Source organism: Lysinibacillus sp. NPDC056959, assembly GCF_042674095.1.
In the GTDB taxonomy this organism is placed as follows: domain Bacteria; phylum Bacillota; class Bacilli; order Bacillales_A; family Planococcaceae; genus Lysinibacillus; species Lysinibacillus zambalensis.
Genome location: NZ_JBHURE010000019.1, coordinates 1 through 17950, shown reverse-complemented (window position 1 = coordinate 17950; position 17950 = coordinate 1). Strand labels below are relative to the sequence as shown.

The 17950-nt window shown below is 39.4% G+C and carries 18 protein-coding genes; 17 read left to right on the top strand and 1 reads right to left on the bottom strand.

Translation table 11 applies throughout. The annotated features are described in order from the left end of the window. Positions 1-4 precede the first annotated feature (4 nt). From ACFTQ7_RS18300 to ACFTQ7_RS18250, 11 genes are all read left to right on the top strand, one after another. A complete protein-coding gene (locus ACFTQ7_RS18300; RefSeq protein ID WP_349658241.1) occupies positions 5-373 on the top strand; it encodes an urease subunit beta in 369 nt (122 codons plus the stop codon). Next, entirely contained in the window at positions 370-2085 is a 1716-nt protein-coding gene (ureC, locus tag ACFTQ7_RS18295) for an urease subunit alpha (RefSeq protein WP_386830283.1), read from the top strand. Before ACFTQ7_RS18300 ends, ureC begins: the two co-directional genes overlap by 4 nt. Before the next feature lie 100 nt (positions 2086-2185). Continuing rightward, on the top strand, positions 2186-2632 hold the full coding sequence (locus tag ACFTQ7_RS18290) for an urease accessory protein UreE (RefSeq protein WP_349658239.1): 447 nt from the start codon (positions 2186-2188) through the stop codon (positions 2630-2632). Further along, positions 2574-3314, top strand: coding sequence for an urease accessory protein UreF (locus ACFTQ7_RS18285; protein WP_386830282.1), 741 nt, complete (start codon positions 2574-2576; stop codon positions 3312-3314). The genes ACFTQ7_RS18290 and ACFTQ7_RS18285 overlap by 59 nt, the downstream gene beginning before the upstream one ends. Positions 3315-3331: 17 nt before the next feature. Next, positions 3332-3961, top strand: coding sequence for an urease accessory protein UreG (gene ureG, locus ACFTQ7_RS18280; RefSeq protein WP_386830281.1), 630 nt, complete (start codon positions 3332-3334; stop codon positions 3959-3961). Beyond that, positions 3954-4760: an urease accessory protein UreD gene (locus ACFTQ7_RS18275; RefSeq protein ID WP_386830339.1), complete on the top strand. Its 807-nt coding sequence runs from the start codon at positions 3954-3956 to the stop codon at positions 4758-4760. The genes ureG and ACFTQ7_RS18275 overlap by 8 nt, the downstream gene beginning before the upstream one ends. Before the next feature lie 35 nt (positions 4761-4795). Further along, entirely contained in the window at positions 4796-6388 is a 1593-nt protein-coding gene (locus tag ACFTQ7_RS18270; RefSeq protein ID WP_386830280.1) for an ABC transporter substrate-binding protein, read from the top strand. Continuing rightward, the gene (locus ACFTQ7_RS18265; RefSeq protein ID WP_386830279.1) at positions 6378-7346 is read left to right on the top strand and encodes an ABC transporter permease; all 969 of its coding nucleotides are present in this window, start codon (positions 6378-6380) and stop codon (positions 7344-7346) included. Before ACFTQ7_RS18270 ends, ACFTQ7_RS18265 begins: the two co-directional genes overlap by 11 nt. Then, on the top strand, positions 7343-8155 hold the full coding sequence (locus tag ACFTQ7_RS18260; protein ID WP_386830278.1) for an ABC transporter permease: 813 nt from the start codon (positions 7343-7345) through the stop codon (positions 8153-8155). Before ACFTQ7_RS18265 ends, ACFTQ7_RS18260 begins: the two co-directional genes overlap by 4 nt. After that, a complete protein-coding gene (locus ACFTQ7_RS18255) occupies positions 8148-8897 on the top strand; it encodes an ATP-binding cassette domain-containing protein (protein ID WP_386830277.1) in 750 nt (249 codons plus the stop codon). The genes ACFTQ7_RS18260 and ACFTQ7_RS18255 overlap by 8 nt, the downstream gene beginning before the upstream one ends. Positions 8898-8902: 5 nt before the next feature. Beyond that, positions 8903-9625, top strand: a complete 723-nt coding sequence (locus ACFTQ7_RS18250; protein ID WP_349658232.1) for an ABC transporter ATP-binding protein — start codon at positions 8903-8905, stop codon at positions 9623-9625. A gap of 145 nt (positions 9626-9770) precedes the next feature. Here the strand turns inward: ACFTQ7_RS18250 and ACFTQ7_RS18245 are convergent, their stop codons facing one another. Continuing rightward, the gene (locus ACFTQ7_RS18245; protein ID WP_386830276.1) at positions 9771-10052 is read right to left on the bottom strand and encodes a carbohydrate kinase family protein; all 282 of its coding nucleotides are present in this window, start codon (positions 10050-10052) and stop codon (positions 9771-9773) included. Between the two features lie 278 nt (positions 10053-10330). On the opposite strand from ACFTQ7_RS18245, the gene ACFTQ7_RS18240 reads away from it, so the two are divergent. The 6 genes from ACFTQ7_RS18240 to ACFTQ7_RS18215 all read left to right on the top strand — a co-directional run bounded on the left by ACFTQ7_RS18240 (position 10331) and on the right by ACFTQ7_RS18215 (position 17734). Further along, complete coding sequence (locus ACFTQ7_RS18240; RefSeq protein ID WP_079561311.1) at positions 10331-10552, top strand: transcriptional regulator; 222 nt, start codon at positions 10331-10333, stop codon at positions 10550-10552. Continuing rightward, a complete protein-coding gene (locus ACFTQ7_RS18235) occupies positions 10549-11808 on the top strand; it encodes a Y-family DNA polymerase (protein WP_386830275.1) in 1260 nt (419 codons plus the stop codon). Before ACFTQ7_RS18240 ends, ACFTQ7_RS18235 begins: the two co-directional genes overlap by 4 nt. A 13-nt stretch (positions 11809-11821) precedes the next feature. After that, positions 11822-12154 (top strand): YolD-like family protein, encoded by a 333-nt coding sequence (locus ACFTQ7_RS18230; RefSeq protein WP_386830274.1) that lies wholly within the window; start codon positions 11822-11824, stop codon positions 12152-12154. Then, a complete protein-coding gene (locus ACFTQ7_RS18225; RefSeq protein ID WP_386830273.1) occupies positions 12147-12497 on the top strand; it encodes a YhjD family protein in 351 nt (116 codons plus the stop codon). Before ACFTQ7_RS18230 ends, ACFTQ7_RS18225 begins: the two co-directional genes overlap by 8 nt. Positions 12498-12662: 165 nt before the next feature. Continuing rightward, positions 12663-13115 (top strand): VOC family protein, encoded by a 453-nt coding sequence (locus ACFTQ7_RS18220; protein ID WP_349658224.1) that lies wholly within the window; start codon positions 12663-12665, stop codon positions 13113-13115. Positions 13116-13699: 584 nt separating this feature from the next. Continuing rightward, positions 13700-17734 carry a S8 family serine peptidase gene (locus ACFTQ7_RS18215; RefSeq protein WP_386830272.1) on the top strand — a complete coding sequence of 1345 codons (4035 nt, stop codon included), beginning with the start codon at positions 13700-13702 and terminating at the stop codon, positions 17732-17734. Positions 17735-17950 lie beyond the last annotated feature (216 nt).

Below are 17950 nucleotides of genomic sequence, written 5' to 3'. Positions count from 1 at the left end.
GTCTATGATTCCTGGAGAAATTCGCCCAGCTAAAGGCGAAATCGAAATGAATGTAGGACGAGCTACTAAGACGATAGTCGTTGCTAATACTGGTGATCGTCCGATACAAGTTGGTTCGCATTTTCATTTTATTGAAGTGAATAGATTTTTAGAGTTTAATCGGCAAGAGGCAATCGGAATGCATCTAAATATTCCTTCAGGTACAGCAGTTCGCTTTGAACCAGGTGAAGAGAAAGAAGTTGAGCTTGTCGAGTTTGGTGGTAAAAGTTATGTGTTTGGTTTGGACAAACTAACAGAAGGCTCTACACATCATAAGGACGAAATTTTAGACAAGGCAATTGAAGGTGGTTTTAAAGGAGCTGAGGAAAAATGAGGGTGACACATGATGCGTATGCAAAAATGTTTGGACCGACAGTTGGAGATAAAGTTCGATTAGCGGATACCGATCTATGGGTTGAAATAGAGAAGGATTATACAAGCTATGGGGATGAGGGTGTATTTGGTGGCGGAAAATCGCTACGTGTCTCTATGGGACAAAATGGTAAGAATACACGAAATGAGGGTGTGCTCGACACGGTTATTACCAATGTAGTCATTATTGATTATACAGGTATTGTAAAGGCTGATATTGGTATTAAAGATGGCCGAATTATTGGTATTGGAAAAGCCGGAAATCCGAACAGTATGGACGGTGTCGGTCAGGATATGATCATCGGTGTTGGAACAGAGGTATATGCTGGGGAAGGTTTAATTGCAACGGCTGGGGCGATCGACACACATATTCACTTTATCAGCCCAGATCAGGTAGAAACAGCATTACTAGCAGGTACGACTACCTTTATCGGGGGTGGTACAGGTCCAGCTGCTGGCTCAAAAGCGACAAGTTTAACTCCCGGTGAATGGCATTTACATAGAATGCTTCAAGCAGTTGAAGGATTCCCAATCAATGTTGGATTACTAGGAAAGGGTAGTGCATCTGATCCAGAACCGATTATTGAGCAGGTTCGAGCTGGTGCAATCGGCATGAAAATTCATGAGGACTGGGGCGCAACCCCTACAGCGCTAAATCAAAGCTTATCCGTTGCAGACGAGTATGATATTCAAGTGGCACTTCACTCTGATACATTGAATGAGGCTGGGTTTGTGGAAGATACGATCAATGCTATTGATGGACGTGTTATTCATATTTTCCATACGGAAGGTGCGGGTGGAGGACATGCTCCTGACCAATTAGTCATGGCGTCCTTACCTAATATTTTACCAGCATCTACGAATCCCACGAAACCATTTACAACCAATACGATTGATGAGCATTTAGATATGCTAATGGTGTGTCATCATCTTAAACACGATGTCCCAGAGGATGTGGCATTTGCTGATTCACGTATTCGTCCAGAAACAATTGCTGCAGAGGATATTATGCAGGATTTAGGGATTTTAAGTATTATGTCATCCGATTCCCAAGCAATGGGGCGTGTCGGTGAAGTGACAATAAGAACGTTCCAAACGGCAGACAAAATGAAAAAACAACGTGGTTCCCTGCCACAGGATGAAGGTAAGGATCATGATAATTATCGCGTGAAGCGCTATATGGCGAAGCTTAATATTAATCCAGCGATTGCTCATGGAATTAGTCATGAGGTAGGATCACTGGAAGAAGGAAAGTTAGCAGATATTGTCCTCTGGGACCCAGCCTTCTTTGGCGTAAAGGCAGAGTTGGTCATTAAAGCAGGTATTGCCGTTTATGGTATTACAGGTGATCCCAATGCATCGATCCCTACACCACAGCCTATGCAAGGGCGACGTATGTTTGGCTACTATGGACAAGGGCCACAAAATTGCGGAATGACGTTTTTACCAAAGATTGCTGTGGAAGAAGGATTACCAGAAGTATTAGGGTTAAATCGAATGATTGGTACGGTGAAAAATTGTCGGAATATTGGTAAAGCTGATATGAAGCTTAACAACGCTACCCCAAAAATTGATGTTAATCCAGAAACGTACGAAGTGAAAATTGATGGTGAGCTAGCAACTTGTGAGCCAGTAGATGTACTACCAATGGCCCAACGGTATTTCTTATTCTAATTATAATGAAAAGATTGAATTGCAAGGAAAATGAAGTTTCTATATGAGATTTACAGAGGAGCAGCCATTTAAATCCATTAAAATATGAGGTGCCTATACTATGTTAATAGAAAAAATTATCGGTAATATTGCCAACGAGGAAGAACTTACTCACAAATCCACGGAATGGATTGAGCTTGAATGGGAAGAATTAAGCAAACGTATTCTTCGCACAGAAACGGATAAGGGAACAGACATTGCTTTACGTATTGATGGAGAAGAACCTTTACTATATGGAGATTTATTATTTGAAGATGACAACCGTCGTATCGCTATTCGCACAAAATTAGAGCCTGTGATTGTTATTACGCCGAAAGATATGGTTGAAATGGGGAAATCTGCATTTGAATTAGGGAATCGTCATACACCTTGCTTGATTGAAAATAATGAAATCATCGTACGTGCAGATCATACGATCAATCCATTATTAGATGAAATAGGAGTAAACTATGAAACGACAGAGCGACGTTTTAAACAACCGTTCAAATACCGTGGACACTCTCACTGATTTATCCATATTGCATTTATTACAAATTCATGATTCCGCATTTCCGATAGGGTCCTATACGCATTCATACGGAATGGAAACCTATATTCAAAGAGATTTAATTCGCACAAAGGAACAGTTAATTCAGTTTTGCAAAGCGTACTTAATGCAAAACTTAGTATATGGTGATGCCATTATCATTCAGGAGTCGTTTCATGCAGCGGTAAGCAAAGACGAAGCTCGTTTAAAGAAGCTTGATGAGCTTTGCGGGGCTATGAAACTTGCGAAGGAATCGAGAGATGCTAGTGTCAATGTCGGAAAGCAATTTGTTCGAACAGTAGCACCTCTTGTAGAAAACCCTTTTATAGAGCAATGGAAGGAAAAAATAGAGCGTGAAGAAGTGAAGGGACATTATGCAGTTCTTTATGGTATTTATTGTGAAGAATTTGGTATCAATGTCTATCATGCTATCATGACTTTTATGTATGCATCCATAAGTGGCTTAGTGCAAAATGCGGTACGTTCTGTTCCATTTGGACAAAACACAGGGGTACAAGCATTACACGAACTACTTGCTTATGTAGAGCAAGCAGCCAAAAAGGTGATAGATTTAACCATTGATGATTTGGCCAATAACGCATTAGGAATTGAGCTTGCATCCATGAAGCATGAATTTTTATTTTCAAGATTATTTATTTCGTAGAAAGAGAGTGAAGATTAATGAAACCAATAAAAATTGGAGTCGGTGGGCCAGTTGGTTCAGGAAAAACATCGCTGGTAGACCAATTAACACGCGCTATGCATGAGCAATACAATGTGGCGGTTATTACTAATGATATTTATACACGAGAAGATGCCCAATACCTGATTACGAATGGTGTTTTAACTGAGGAGCGTATCGTTGGTGTAGAAACGGGTGGATGCCCACATACAGCTATTCGTGAAGATGCGTCGATGAACTTTGCGGCCATTGATGACTTGAATAGACGCTTTCCAGATTTAGATATTATTTTCATTGAAAGTGGTGGAGATAACTTATCGGCTACATTTAGTCCTGAGCTTGTTCATGGCTATATTTATGTTATTGACGTAGCAGAAGGCCAGGATATTCCACGAAAAGGTGGCCCAGCTTTAACACGTTCAGATTTGTTGTTAATAAATAAAACATCGCTTGCTCCACATGTTGATGTTGATTTAGAGCTGATGGATCAAGATGTGAAAAAAATGAGAGGTGGGCGTCCATATATTTTTGCTGATGTTCGCTCTCAAACGAATGTGGATCAGGTTGTCGCATGGATTCAGCATCATATGTTACTAGAAGGGGCAGAAGCAGTTGACGGCAATGTCTAGTCAGGGAAAAGTAAATCACTTTGGCAAGCTAGAGATGGCATTTGAGTTTAGAAGAGGATACACAAGACTTGTTCATGTGTACCAGCAGCCCCCATTGAAGGCAAGTCGAGAATTATATGAAGGAAATAATCCAACAGCTACTGTTTTTATTATGGAATCCTCAGGTGGTATGGTGGCAGGTGACCGAAATGAAATCAACGTTAAACTTGCTGCTGATAGTCAAGTGCGCTTGAAGCAACAATCAGCATTAAAGATATATCCGTCTCATACAGGCGAACGATGCACACAGTCAATTTCGGTTGAATTGGAGGAGCAGGCTCGCTTAGAATGGATGCCTGAGGTAACCATTCCATTTGAGAGGGCGAAATTTCAGGTGGATACAACGATTCGCATGAAGGAAAGCGCGACACTAATTTGGGGAGAAATCATTGCACCAGGAAGGGAAATGCGCGGAGAAATCTTTGATTATCAGGCGTTTCGCTCAATCTATCAGCTATATGTGGAGGATGCATTAATAGCATTTGATACATTACTATTCAAGCCACAAGAAATGGATTTATCATCCATGGGCTTGCTTGAAAAAGCGCTATACATCGGATCATTATGGATTGTTTCACCACAGGTTAAAAACCTTAACATAAGAGACTTACAGGATATGATACTACAGGAGAGCTCACTAGAAGCAAGCGTAACGCGGCTTACGGATCATGCGATTCATTGTAGATGGCTTTCTAAAGAGCAACGCATTCTACATAAAGAAATCAATCGAATGTTTATACATGTTGCCTCGCTAATTTAAAGCGCTTGTTTGTTTAAAGGAGAAAGTGAATTGAATTGAAAAAGTTTTTAGTAAGTTTGCTAGGAACGGCACTGTTACTAGGTCTTATGGGTTGTAGCAAATTGTCTAGTGAAGGTGCAAAACAGCAACAATCTGCTGAAGCGACATCACATGCGAATGAACTTATATATGCTTCAGAATCTGAATTTGCAAACTTAAACCCTATTTTAGAGGAAACAAATTTAGATGCTTTATTATTTCGTGGATTAATGCGTTTTGATGAGCACAATAATCCGGTGAATGACATTGCAGAAAATGTTCAAATATCGGATGACCTGTTGACATATACGATTACTATAAAAAATGATGTCAAATTCCACGATGGGCAGGTTTTAACAGTTGATGATGTCATTTTTACAATCGATAGTATTTTAGACGATCAAAATGCCTCGTTTTTAAAGTCTGATTTTATTCATGTAAAAGCAATGAAAAAAGTGAATAACTCGACTATGAAACTCATTTTAGATGAACCTTTTACGCCAATGCTCGATAAGCTGACAGTACCGATTTTGCCGAAGCATGCGTTTGAGGGGCAGGACATGCGAACAACTACGTTTAACCAAGAGCCTATTGGTGCTGGTCCATATATGTTTGCTAAATGGGATCGTGGCACGAGTTTAACACTGAAAGCATTCCCAACATTTTTTGGTACAAAAGCTTCTATTGAAAAGGTCATCTTTAAGTTTATTCCAGACAGCAATGTTCGTGCATTACAGTTAAAGTCTGGGGAGGTTGATATTGCGTTACTTGACCCTAATCAAGTGGATGAACTTTCTAAAGTAGAGCATTTAAAAATGTACGAGGTTGAATCAGCGGATTACCGTGGCATTTTATTTAATATGAAATTTAATCTTTGGCAGGATGTGAATGTACGTAAAGCAATGAGCTTTGCGGTAGATCGTGAAGGAATTGTAAAAGGTATCTTACATGGCTTTGGTACAGAAGCATATTCGCCACTACAGAAACACGCTTATGTCAACGACAGCATTGAGCACTATGAATACGATTTAGATAAAGCTAAGCAGTTACTTGAGCAATCCGACTGGATGCTAAAGGATGACGGCTTCCGCTATAAAGATGGCAAAAAACTTAGTTTTACCATTACTGCCCCTGCTACAGATACAGTACGTGTAAATATGGCAAACTATGTAGCCGAGGGTTATAAAGTGATTGGCGCAGATGTGGAAGTGGCCGCCTTAGATTGGAGTAATATTGTCATTGAAGATACAGAAGCGTTTATGGTTGGCTGGGGAAGTCCTTATGATGCAGACCACCATACCTATAGCCTATTCCATTCAGGTGAGTCTAGCTTAACGAGTGCTGGCTACAATTACGGAAGCTATGCTAACGCAAATGTCGATAAGTTGTTAGGGGAAGGGCGTTCAACGGTTAATCCTAACAAACGTAAGGAAGTTTATATGGCATTACAAAAAGTGCTAGCAGAGGATCCACCGTTTGCTTATTTTGCCTATGTAGATGCGGTTTATGGCATTAATAAAAATATTAGTGGTGTAAAAGAACGTATTTTGGGTCACCACGGAGCGGGCTTCTTATGGAATGTTGAGGAGTGGAAATGGAATGATCGCTAAGTGGCTTGGGAAGCGATTGATAATGGGGACACTTGTCCTCATTATCGTGAGCTTCCTCTCTTTTTTTATACTACAAGCCGCTCCTGGCAATCCAGCAGTAGCTTATTATGGAGGCAATGCACAAACATTAACTGCAGCCGAGCAAGAGCGCATTGAAAAAGCTTTTGGCTTAGATAAACCCATCTTCTATCAATACGGAACATGGCTTCATGAAGCTGCTCAAGGCAATTTAGGATATTCCGCAAAAGAAGGAAGACCGGTTTTGACGATTTTACTAGAGCGATTACCTAACACCTTACAGCTAATGGGTATCACCTTGTTTATTGTAGCGCTTACCTCTATTTGGTTAGGACTTCATGCAGGCTTAAATGAGGGTACGCTACTAGATCGTGGATTATCCGTTTTTAGTGTGGCTAGCTCAGCTGTGCCACCATTTTGGATAGGTATTGTATTAATCATTGTATTTTCCGTACAGCTTGGCTGGCTCCCGTCATCAGGAATGAACGATATACGTGGTGATGGAGGATTAATAGATAGAATGCGCCATCTCGTCCTGCCAGTTATTGTACTTGTTGTTTCACATGTAGGGATATTCGCACGCTTTTTACAGGATTGTGTGAAGGTTGAAAACTCAAGTTACTATGTACAGGTTGCTCGTGCAAATGGTGTGGCACATCGAGAAATACGTAGTGCTATTTTACGGAATTCCATTATCCCATATCTCAATTACGTAGGGGTTACGATTCCATCATTCTTTGGTGGCTCCATTGTTGTAGAATCATTATTTGGTTGGTCAGGCTTAGGGCAGCTTCTAGTGAAATCGGTCATGGTTAAAGACTTTCCACTTTTAATGGGAGGCATCCTTATTATTGGGGTGGTCGTTATTTTGTGCCTATTTGTAATCGATATCATCATGATTGTTTTAAATCCTAAGCTGAAAAGAGGAGCTTGGCAATGAGAAAACAACGGAAAATATCAATTTTTTGGCTTGTGATACTGTGCATTATTTTCACTGTCACTATTTTTTCTTCATTCCTTGCACCCTATGAGCCAAATGCAATGGATATGAATCATACTTATGAAGCTCCTACTCCGACACATATACTTGGAACAGATCAGCTGGGCAGGGATGTACTTTCACGTTTACTTGTTGGTGGACAGGTAACACTTTTAATTGCGGTTGTTTCAGTAGTGATTTCCAGCTTAATTGGCATACTATATGGTGGTATAAGCGGTTATTTTGGCGGCGCTATAGATGCAGTCATGATGCGAATTCTTGAAGCCTTGTTAACAATTCCTTCGTTAGTTATCGTTCTTGCCTTCCAAGCGATATTGCAAGGCAATGTCTGGAGTATGGCGCTCATAATGGGGGCAACAGGGTGGTTTGTTACGGCACGTATTGTGCGCTCTGAATTTATCCGTCTGAAGGAAGCAGAGTTTGTACAGATGGCAATCATGTTCCGCACACCTATATGGAAGATTTTTGTTGGGCATTTATTGCGTACTATCTACCCAGCAATTTTTATCGTGACATTGTTTAATTTTGCTGGGGCTATTTTTACAGAAGTTTCATTGAGCTTTTTAGGAATTGGCGTACCACCCACAACACCTTCTTGGGGAACCATGTTGAATTCTGCTCAAAATGATTTACTGATTGGTGCATGGTGGATAGGGCTTTTCCCAGGCATTTTAATATTTGTGACGATTTTATGCGTACAAATGATTGGTGGGGCTTTCAAGCAAGGAGGAGAGCGTTCACATGCTTAAACTAAAAAACGTTTCTGTTAGCATTAATAATAAGAATTTAATCCAACATATTTCCTTCACTGTCCCAGAACATAAAATTACAGCTGTTATTGGTGAAAGTGGTAGCGGTAAAAGTACTACAATATCCGCAATTCTAGGTATATTACCTGCTCAGGCGGACATTCAAGGAGAGATATTCTGGCATGACAGCAATGTCCTAGCAATGTCGTCAAAGGAAAGGTCGACGGTAGGGAAAACGAATTTCTTCACAATTTTTCAGGACGCAGCAAACAGCTTTTCACCAACGACAAAAATGAGGAAGCAATTATATATGTTTAGCGGACAACGCTTAGGTCATAAGGAAGAGCTGTTTCTTTCAAAAATGTCTTTGATCTTTAAGGACCTAGATTTAAGCGAAGATATTTTACAACGCTATCCCTTTGAGCTTTCAGGAGGCATGCTTCAAAGGTGTATGCTAGCTTGTGCATTTTACAATGAGCCTGCATTACTAATAGCTGATGAACCAACCTCGGCGCTAGATATGCTTCATCAACAAGAGTTTATTAAACTATTGAAAAACCTCAATAACCGACTTGGAACGACGATATTATTGGTTACGCACGATTTAGAAATGGCCGTTTCGACTGCTCATTCCATTGTGGTAATGAAAAGCGGCGAGGTTGTTGAAACTGGACAAGCGTCGGAAATTTTTGAGGCGCCAAAACATTCGTATACAAAGCGACTTGTCGCGAATCATTTTTAGAAGGAGTGGTTTTGTTGCTTCACGTTGAAAATATTAGTAAAAGCTACACAGGGCAGCAAGTACTACATCATATAAATATAAACGTTGGACATGGAGAAATCGTTGGGCTTGTTGGTGAAAGTGGCAGTGGAAAAAGTACGTTGGCTAAAATCATCATGCAGCTAGAGCAGGCAGAGCAAGCCCAAATTCGCTTTAATGAAACCTATATTACAAAGAAAAATCGTCTATCTTTATATGAAAACTGCCAAATCATCTTTCAAAACGCGACTGCCGCTTTCAATCCAGTTTGGACGGTCAGAGAAATTTTAACGGAGCCATTACAGCAACAAAAGTCAGATTGTTATTGGCAAACAATGCTCGAAAAGGTCAAGCTATCAACAAATATATTAAATTCCTTTCCACATGAGCTAAGTGGTGGTGAAAGGCAAAGGGTAAATTTATTAAGAGCCATTCTAATTCAGCCCAAATTGTTAATATGTGATGAAATCGTTTCAAGCTTAGACCGTTTGATTCAACGTGAGATTATTGATTTATTAATTTCATTGAATAAAGAGCACAGCATGGCTATTTTATTTATCTCACATGATTTAAAGGCTGTTTCATATTTATGTCAACGCGTTTATGTGATGAAATCTGGCGAGATTGTTGATGAGTGTTGTAAAGGGAAAGATGGCTTTACATTCACGGATAGCTATGCGCAAAAACTGTTTCAGGCAATGAAAAATTGAATTTTTACAATTGATAATAGAAAGTCTGTGAGGGGGATGGAATAGCATCTACTTTTCAGACTTTCTTTATATTTATCCTACGCCTAAATTATATTTTAAATCAATTGATTGGTGTTTTGAAAATTCAGATATTTAAAGAAGGGTGCTAGGACAATAACCTTGGCAAACAGGAAGATTGACTATTTCTTTTTTCTCTCAGCCTATCTATATTTCCTATACATATGAAAGATTTGTGCAGTGAATAAAATGGGATTTCGCGTCTGAAGGTAGCCGTTTTGTAGATAATTCCATCATACTGAAAAATATCAGCATTAGTATTTAATGTTAAAACTTCTTCGGCATCACTATCAAACCATTGAATAACCTTTTTACTTTCAATCCACTCACCTCTTTTATCAAAAGTTACATTGTGATTTTTTATTTCCAAAAATTTAACCTTGCCAAAAAGCAAACGTTTGTTCTAATATGTATACAAACAAGTGTTCTTACGTATGATAAGTAAAGGGGAAAATCATTGGCCAATAATAAATAACTGTAGTAGGAGATATTTTAGTTCAAATTGGATATAAAAGGTTTAAAAGTCCAGGTGCGATTCAATTTATGGAAGTTAATCCTTTACTAGTAGGCATATCGGTAGAAATTGAAAGTCAAGATATAGTGATTAGCCAATTAAAAAATTGCGAGAGGTAATGGGAGGAAACTACGTTGAGAGAACAACTGATTAAAGCTATGCAGCGCAAACAATTAGTGAACATGATGTATGTAGCAAAAGATGGTTCCATAACAAAAAGGCGTGTAAAAGTCATTAAAATTGTTGGTGATTCATTTCAAGCATTTTGTTTTACAAGACATGCAAAACGTACTTTTTTGATTAGTAACGTTCTAGCCGTTATTCCTTTTGTTAGTAGGGGACGTGAAGTTGTATGAATTATGAGAGTATGCCCAATAGACCTATTATGTGTATCGATATGAAATGCTTTTACGCCAGTATCGTAGCGATGTTACATGGGCTAGATATTTTAAAAACTCCAGTTGCAGTAGTAGCAAATTTTGACCAGCCAGGTAGCGTAGTGCTTGCTGCATCCCCCTTAATGAAAGAAAAATTTAGTATCAAAACTGGTAGTCGTCGTTATGAAATACCTAAACATCCTGACATTAGATTGTTTGAGCCTAAAATGAGTTTCTTTATTCAAATGTCGATGACGATTACAAAGCTAATCTCTAATTACGTCCCGGTTGATGCTATACATGTGTATAGTGTAGACGAAAGTTTTGTTGATTTAACCGGCACTGAAAAGCTTTGGGGTTCACCAGAAGAAACGGCTAAGGAAATACAAAAGGCTATTCTTGACCAATTTAATATACCTAGTGCAGTAGGTATGGGACCAAATATGTTAATAGCCAAATTAGCTTTAGACCTTGAAGCAAAGAAAACAGGCTTTGTTAGATGGACTTATGAGGATATTCCAAAGAAATTATGGCCTGTACGACCTCTATCGGAAATGTGGGGCATAGGAAAACGAATGGAAGCAAATCTAAATGCTATGGGAATACAAACAGTTGGTGGTTTGGCTAATACAGATCTAAAAGAATTAGAAAAGCGATTTGGTGTAATGGGCAATCAACTCTATCACCATGCATGGGGAATAGATTTATCCAAATTAGGGGAGCCGTTAATAACAAACGGAGCTTTAAGTTTTGGGAAGGGACAAATGCTGATGAGGGATTACCATACACGAAAAGAAATCTCTGTAGTGCTCCTTGAAATGTGTGAGGACGTAATGAAGCGAACGCGGGATGCAGGGTATGTGGGTCGTACAATTAGTATTGGTCTTTCTTATAGTCGAAACGCCATGACCAAAGGATTCCATCGGTCTAAAACAATTGCAGTGCCAACAAGTGAAACTCTTGTGATGTATAAAACTTGTCTTGAATTACTGGATGAATACTTTGCAGGGGAGCCAGCTCGTCAATTATCTGTCCGAATAACGAACCTCGAAAGAGAGCATAGTATCCAATTAGATTTATTTGACGAACGCAAACCACAGCGTCAAATTATAGGACCTACTATGGATGCCATACGCAATCGGTTTGGAGCAACATCCATATTAAGAGCAGTTTCTTTCACAAAAGCTGGTACAGCTATTAATCGAGATCGCCTAGTTGGTGGTCATTTGGCATAGGAGTGATTTATTAATGATACAAGACAGAGGTAATATTAAATGGGCATCGATGATGTTGCCGGAGCATTTGGAGCTTCTTAGAGAGTACAAACAAGAGTGCACAGAACAGCCAAGAGAATTGACTGAATGGAAGCTGGAAGAGCTACAGAAAACAATTGATCAAGCTTTTAATCAGCAATTGGACATAAAATTAGAAGTGTGGAAGGACTACAAAATCACACAATGGACGGGAAAAATTAAATCGATGAATACTAATGAACTCATACTTGAAACACTATTTAAAACGAAAAGTATTCCAATCCAAAGTATTCAATCAGCCCAACTGGATGCTGATTATTATGATTAAAGCCGACGAAAGACAGTTACTTCATAAGTATCTTTTGTTAGAGCTAGCCGTTAAATCATTGCAGGTTGACTATTGTAAATTAGAGCAGTTTAAAATGAAAACGGTATTTCTTCCAATGATGGATTCATTGCTAAAGGATCTAAGACAAGAATATTTTAGCCTAAAACGAGAACTTGCACAGCAACGTATACGAGTAGTAGGTTGGCAACCAGTAGATGAATACTTTAGTGACGTGCAAATTGCCACTGCAGGTAATGATGTAGTACTTCGTTATGCGAATCAAGCTCTTAAATCCCAGGTGGAAAAGTTGTTAGCTAATCATATACGTGTAGCTTTAGAATAAAGACTTTTTCCTTCAACCTTTATTTATCAGCAAACGCAAAAACACTCCATTTCGAAAAAAGATTGATCAAATATACTGTGACAAGGTGTTTTTTGTTTGGAAGGAATTTGTAACTTTTTAATAGAAGATCAGATAATAAATTTTTACACATAAGGAGATAAGACTATGGCAGAAAACAAATTACTAAGAATGGACAATGTCGGCATCGTTGTAGAATCTCTTGATAATGCAATCGCTTTTTTCGAGGAGATTGGCTTGAACCTTGAAGGGCGAGCCACTGTCGAAGGGGAATGGGCTGGTCGCGTAACTGGATTGGGTTCCCAGTGTGTAGAGATTGCTATGATGGTTACTCCGGATGGCCACAGTCGACTTGAACTTTCGCAATTTCTCAGCCCACCTACTATATCAGATCACCGGACTGCGCCTGTAAACGCCCTCGGCTATTTACGTGTCATGTTCGCCGTTGAAGACATTGACGAGATGGTATCCAGACTCACAAAGTATGGTGCTCAGCTCGTTGGCGAAGTGGTTCAGTACGAGGACTCGTATCGGCTCTGCTACATTCGTGGAATCGAAGGACTTCTAATCGGTTTGGCGGAGCAACTCGGAAACAAATAAGTAAATGGCGTTTTATAAAAAGCCTTCACTGAAATATTTGAAGAAAATTCTTATTCAATAAAGGGCGCATTTGTTGGTTTATATGACTTTATTGTCACATCTACGAGTACTTATTCGGCAATTGTACAAAAAATTAAACGACTTTATTTTACACCGTCCGCAAATGTGGACGGTGTTATGCGTTTTTCAGCTTCAAAATTAAATAACGGAAGCTCCCAGTAACCGTCTATTATACATAAGAAAAAAAGAGCTGCATATTCCGATTCCCCTCCAATCACTCCTCTTACTGCTCTCCTAATTTTCTATAAGCAACTACACCACCGACTATACCTACAACTGCTGCCTTGATAGGATTAATTGAAAAAATTAATGAATTACTGAACGTTTCTCGTTTCAAAGTTCTGCTTTTTTTATTAAATTACCAAGAAGATAGACTTAATCTATCTTTGGTAAACTAGTACTAATTACCGATATTTTAAAATGCTTAAATATTCAGATATTCGCATTGGAACTTTTGTGATAAATTGGAAATATCACACTAAACTGAAAAGTGTGACAATTAAAACAAAAGGGGGAAATGAGATTTGAAAGAGTTTAAGTTTACGAAGTACTTAAGTAGTATTCTAGCTTTCGTTATGGTGCTTTATCTATTGGTTCCATTGTCGAGTGCTAGTGCTGAAGAATCGAAGCCATTCAAGCAGGATGGTCAAAGTGAAAGTATAATTCAACAAAAGGCGGCTATTGCTGAACAGCTAAGCTTGTCTAAAGATGGTCCAACTCTTCACGAAAGCTTACAAAATGTATCAGGTAATCAAAAAGTTGCAGTCATCGTTCATTTATCTGAAAAGCCTGTGGCACTAGAGCAAGGAATGAGCGAAGTCAAAGGTGAAGAATTCTCTAAAGCCCAAGCAAATGAAGTTCGTTCAAATGTAAAAGAACAACAAGCAGAAGTTAAAGAAGAGTTAGCTGCTAAAAATGTTCAGATGACTCAAGGGTACACATTTGATACTGTTTTAAACGGTTTTGCGGCAACTGTGAAAGCAAATGATCTCCCGAAATTGCTTACAGTAGAAGGAATTACATTAATCGAACCTGATGCAATTGTTTCCGCATCAGAAGATAATACGAAATCATCGGAACTTATTAAGGAAGATCAATTAGAAGCTCAAATGAATACAAGTAATTCTTTCCTTGGCATCGAACAGCTTTGGAAGGAAGGACTTGAAGGACAAGGGATAAAAGTAGCAGTATTAGATACTGGTATTGATGTAGATCACCCTGAGTTTGCTGGAGTTTATAAAGGTGGAAAAAACTTCATTCCGAATTCAGCAACATACACGAAGCCTAGGGCAGATGACGATGCATCGGAAACATCGCCTTCGGAGCGTCCAGCCGGGACACCTGAATTTAATGAAAAGGGAAGCGCGTTCTATACTTCTCACGGTACACATGTTGCTGGAACAATTGCAGCAATCGGAGCTAACAAATTCGGTATTAAAGGAATTGCTCCAAAAGTAGACCTTTATGCTTACCGAGTTCTAGGGGCATACGGAAGTGGAGCTACATCTGGTATTGTTAAAGCAATTGAAACTGCTGTAAAAGAAAAAATGGACGTTATCAACCTTTCACTTGGCGGGGGAGCTAACTCTGAAACGGATGCTGGTTCATTTGCTATTAATAATGCAATGATGGCTGGAACAATCGGAGTAGTTGCAACAGGAAACGAAGGTCCAAATCGCGGAACAATGGGCACGCCTGCAACTGCTCGTTTAGGAATTGCTGTTGGTAACACAACAAATCCTGAAACAATGTACAACGGGGAAGTGAATGTTAAAGTTGGCAACTACAACTTAACAAAACAGCTTCCATTAATGGGAACGACTTTCGGGAAAAATTTAGCAACGCAGCTTCAAGGAGAATTTGACCTAGTTGCAGTTCCTGGAAACGGGGAAGTAAAAGACTTTGAAGGAATTGATGTAAAAGGTAAAGTGGCATTGATTTCTCGTGGCAGTATCGCATTCGTTGATAAAATTGCGAATGCAAAGGCAAAAGGAGCAGTCGCAACAATTATTCATAACTTTGCTGGTGGAACGAATGCACCGAATATTTCAGGCACATTCCTGGGTGATTCATTTGAGTTCCTGCCAACATTTGATATGTCCCAAACGGATGGCGCTGCAATTCGCGCTGCATTAGCAGGCGGAGCCGGAAAAGTAAGCTTTAGTAAATTTGCTTCCACAAAGACACTGGGAGATGATGTAAACGATTCAAGTTCACGTGGACCATCTACACCAAACTTTGACATTAAACCAGATGTAAGTGCACCTGGAACAAACATTATGTCAACGATTCCAATGTATAAAAAAGATTTCCCTGATGCAGATTATGGGGAAGCATATGGTCGTAAAACAGGGACTTCTATGGCAACACCGCATATTGCAGGTATTGCTGCATTAGTTAAACAAGCAAATCCGGATTGGAACGCGTTCGATGTAAAAGTGGCGCTTTCTAATACAGCAAAGGTTATAGATAAAACAAAATACGATGTGTTTTCACAAGGTGCAGGGCGTGTAGATCCTTATGCAGCAACTCATCCGGAAATTCTTGCCTATGCACTTGATAGCGCAATTTTAGATGGAACTGGTGTAGTTACAGAAAACTTGAAAGGTACAGTTACTTTCGGTCCACAATCACTTAAAGACCGAGATATTTCTGTAACGAAACAAGTTTTAGTAAAAGATATTAAAGGGAACGGCGGCAATTATAACGTATCAATTGATGTAACAAAAACATTTGGTGATGCAACTGTTACAGTAGATCAGCCGACATTTAATCTAGATGGTGAGCAAGTTTTAAATATTACATTAACTGCTTCACAAGCTACGGCGCCAAACGGCTCTGAAATACTAGGGTATATTTACATCAGCGGTGGAGATACAGAAATTTCATTGCCATTCGCAGCTGACCTTGGCGGTGCGGAAGCAACTGCAATTAAAGATTTTAAGATTACAGAAACAGACCTATCCTTTAACGGAGATGGAGTGAAAGACTCAGCTGTTCTTTCATTCACATTAACTGGAGATGTAACAACTAACTATATCGAGCTTTGGGATATTATGAATCCTGAAGGTGGAGAATACGGAGACGGCTACATTGGTTATCTACATGCAGGTACTGCGCTAGGAAAAGGCTCTTATACGCTGAATATTGGTGGGCAATACAAACCATGGGGAACAGCACCTGCCACAAAGATTCCAGATGGTCTGTATACAATTGACTTCACCGGTCTTGCAGCATCAGGAGCAGTTTCCAATTATGTTGGACCAATTATCGTGAAAACGACTAAACCAGAAATTACTGGTTCAGTAGCTAAAGGTGTCGCTACAGGACAAGTAACAGATAAGTATATCGACTACAATGAAGAGTTATATTTATACGGTTTAGATTACAATTTAAATGATAAATTAAAAGCTTCCTATGTTTCGACGGTAAATGGCGAAGTACAAGCTCCAGTTGCTTTTGAATTAAATCAAGAAGGTAGCTTCACATTCCCAGTAACAGCAGAAACTAATGCTGTATCAGTAATAATTAAAGACGCTGCCGGGAATGTTGGTGAAGCGAAGATATATGAAAAAGAAGTAGTAGAACCAGTAGTAACACTTTCTGTAAATCCAACTAAGCTAGACCTAACAGCTGGAGAAACTGCACAACTTACGGTAACAGAAACGTCAACGCCTGCAGAAGGTGACGCAACAGAGGAAGACGTAACTTCAAAAGCTACTTATGTTGTTGCAGATAAAAATGTTGCAACAATAGTAAATGGATTAGTAACTGCAGTAGGTGAGGGCACGACTACAATTACTATTTCATACGGTGATAATGAAGTTACTTTAAATGTTACAGTTAAAGAACCTGTTATAGAAACACCAATAGTAACACTAGAAATTGATCAAGCTCAGGTTGAAACTAGAATAGGTAAAGAAGTTCCAGTTAAGATTACTGAAGTAACTACTTTTGATGGTAAAACAACAGAAAAAGATGTTACAAAGCTTGCAACCTACGAAGTAGCGAATGATCAAATAGCTACTGTAAAAGATGGGGCTGTAAAAGGAAAAGGTCTAGGTAATACAACGATTACGGTAACGTATGGTGAGAACACACTAACGTTTGATGTGTTGGTTGTAAAGCCAGGAAATGACAACGGTAATGGAAATGGAAACGGAAACGGCAATGGCAACGGAAACGGAAATGGCAACGGAAACGGAAATGGCAATGGAAATGGCAACGGAAACGGAAACGGTAATGGCAATGGAAATGGAAATGGCAATGGAAATGGAAATGGCAATGGAAATGGCAATGGCAACGGAAATGGCAATGGAAATGGAAATGGCAACGGAAATGGCAACGGAAACGGAAATGGCAATGGAAATGGCAACGGAAACGGTAATGGAAATGGCAATGGCAATGGCAATGGAAATGGCAACGGCAACGGCAATGGAAATGGCAATGGTAACGGCAACGGAAACGGTAATGGAAATGGAAATGGCAACGGAAACGGTAATGGAAATGGCAATGGTAATAAAAATAATTTGAAGTCACCGTGGATGAGTTATAATTAATTTAAGTTCAAGCAAAAAGAGAAATTGCACAGCGCAATTTCTCTTTTTTGTGTGTGCGCCCGGCATGCGTATGAACTATAGGGTGTAAGTCCCGAACCCCGAAGACAGAAGTAGAGGTTAACCAAGAGCAAGGGTGTCCGTGGCGACGCGGAATCTGAAGGAAGCTGGAGGCAAAACACCGGTCCGAGGAACACGAATCTCATAGAAGGCTAGGTA

What these genes read in the sequence shown, in the direction of transcription:
- ACFTQ7_RS18300 (WP_349658241.1), top strand. Translation starts at nt 5, where the DNA reads ATGATTCCTGGAGAAATTCGCCCAGCTAAAGGCGAAATCGAAATGAAT.
- ureC (WP_386830283.1), top strand. Translation starts at nt 370, where the DNA reads ATGAGGGTGACACATGATGCGTATGCAAAAATGTTTGGACCGACAGTT.
- ACFTQ7_RS18290 (WP_349658239.1), top strand. Translation starts at nt 2,186, where the DNA reads ATGTTAATAGAAAAAATTATCGGTAATATTGCCAACGAGGAAGAACTT.
- ACFTQ7_RS18285 (WP_386830282.1), top strand. Translation starts at nt 2,574, where the DNA reads ATGAAACGACAGAGCGACGTTTTAAACAACCGTTCAAATACCGTGGAC.
- ureG (WP_386830281.1), top strand. Translation starts at nt 3,332, where the DNA reads ATGAAACCAATAAAAATTGGAGTCGGTGGGCCAGTTGGTTCAGGAAAA.
- ACFTQ7_RS18275 (WP_386830339.1), top strand. Translation starts at nt 3,954, where the DNA reads ATGTCTAGTCAGGGAAAAGTAAATCACTTTGGCAAGCTAGAGATGGCA.
- ACFTQ7_RS18265 (WP_386830279.1), top strand. Translation starts at nt 6,378, where the DNA reads ATGATCGCTAAGTGGCTTGGGAAGCGATTGATAATGGGGACACTTGTC.
- ACFTQ7_RS18260 (WP_386830278.1), top strand. Translation starts at nt 7,343, where the DNA reads ATGAGAAAACAACGGAAAATATCAATTTTTTGGCTTGTGATACTGTGC.
- ACFTQ7_RS18255 (WP_386830277.1), top strand. Translation starts at nt 8,148, where the DNA reads ATGCTTAAACTAAAAAACGTTTCTGTTAGCATTAATAATAAGAATTTA.
- ACFTQ7_RS18235 (WP_386830275.1), top strand. Translation starts at nt 10,549, where the DNA reads ATGAATTATGAGAGTATGCCCAATAGACCTATTATGTGTATCGATATG.
- ACFTQ7_RS18230 (WP_386830274.1), top strand. Translation starts at nt 11,822, where the DNA reads ATGATACAAGACAGAGGTAATATTAAATGGGCATCGATGATGTTGCCG.
- ACFTQ7_RS18225 (WP_386830273.1), top strand. Translation starts at nt 12,147, where the DNA reads ATGATTAAAGCCGACGAAAGACAGTTACTTCATAAGTATCTTTTGTTA.
- ACFTQ7_RS18220 (WP_349658224.1), top strand. Translation starts at nt 12,663, where the DNA reads ATGGCAGAAAACAAATTACTAAGAATGGACAATGTCGGCATCGTTGTA.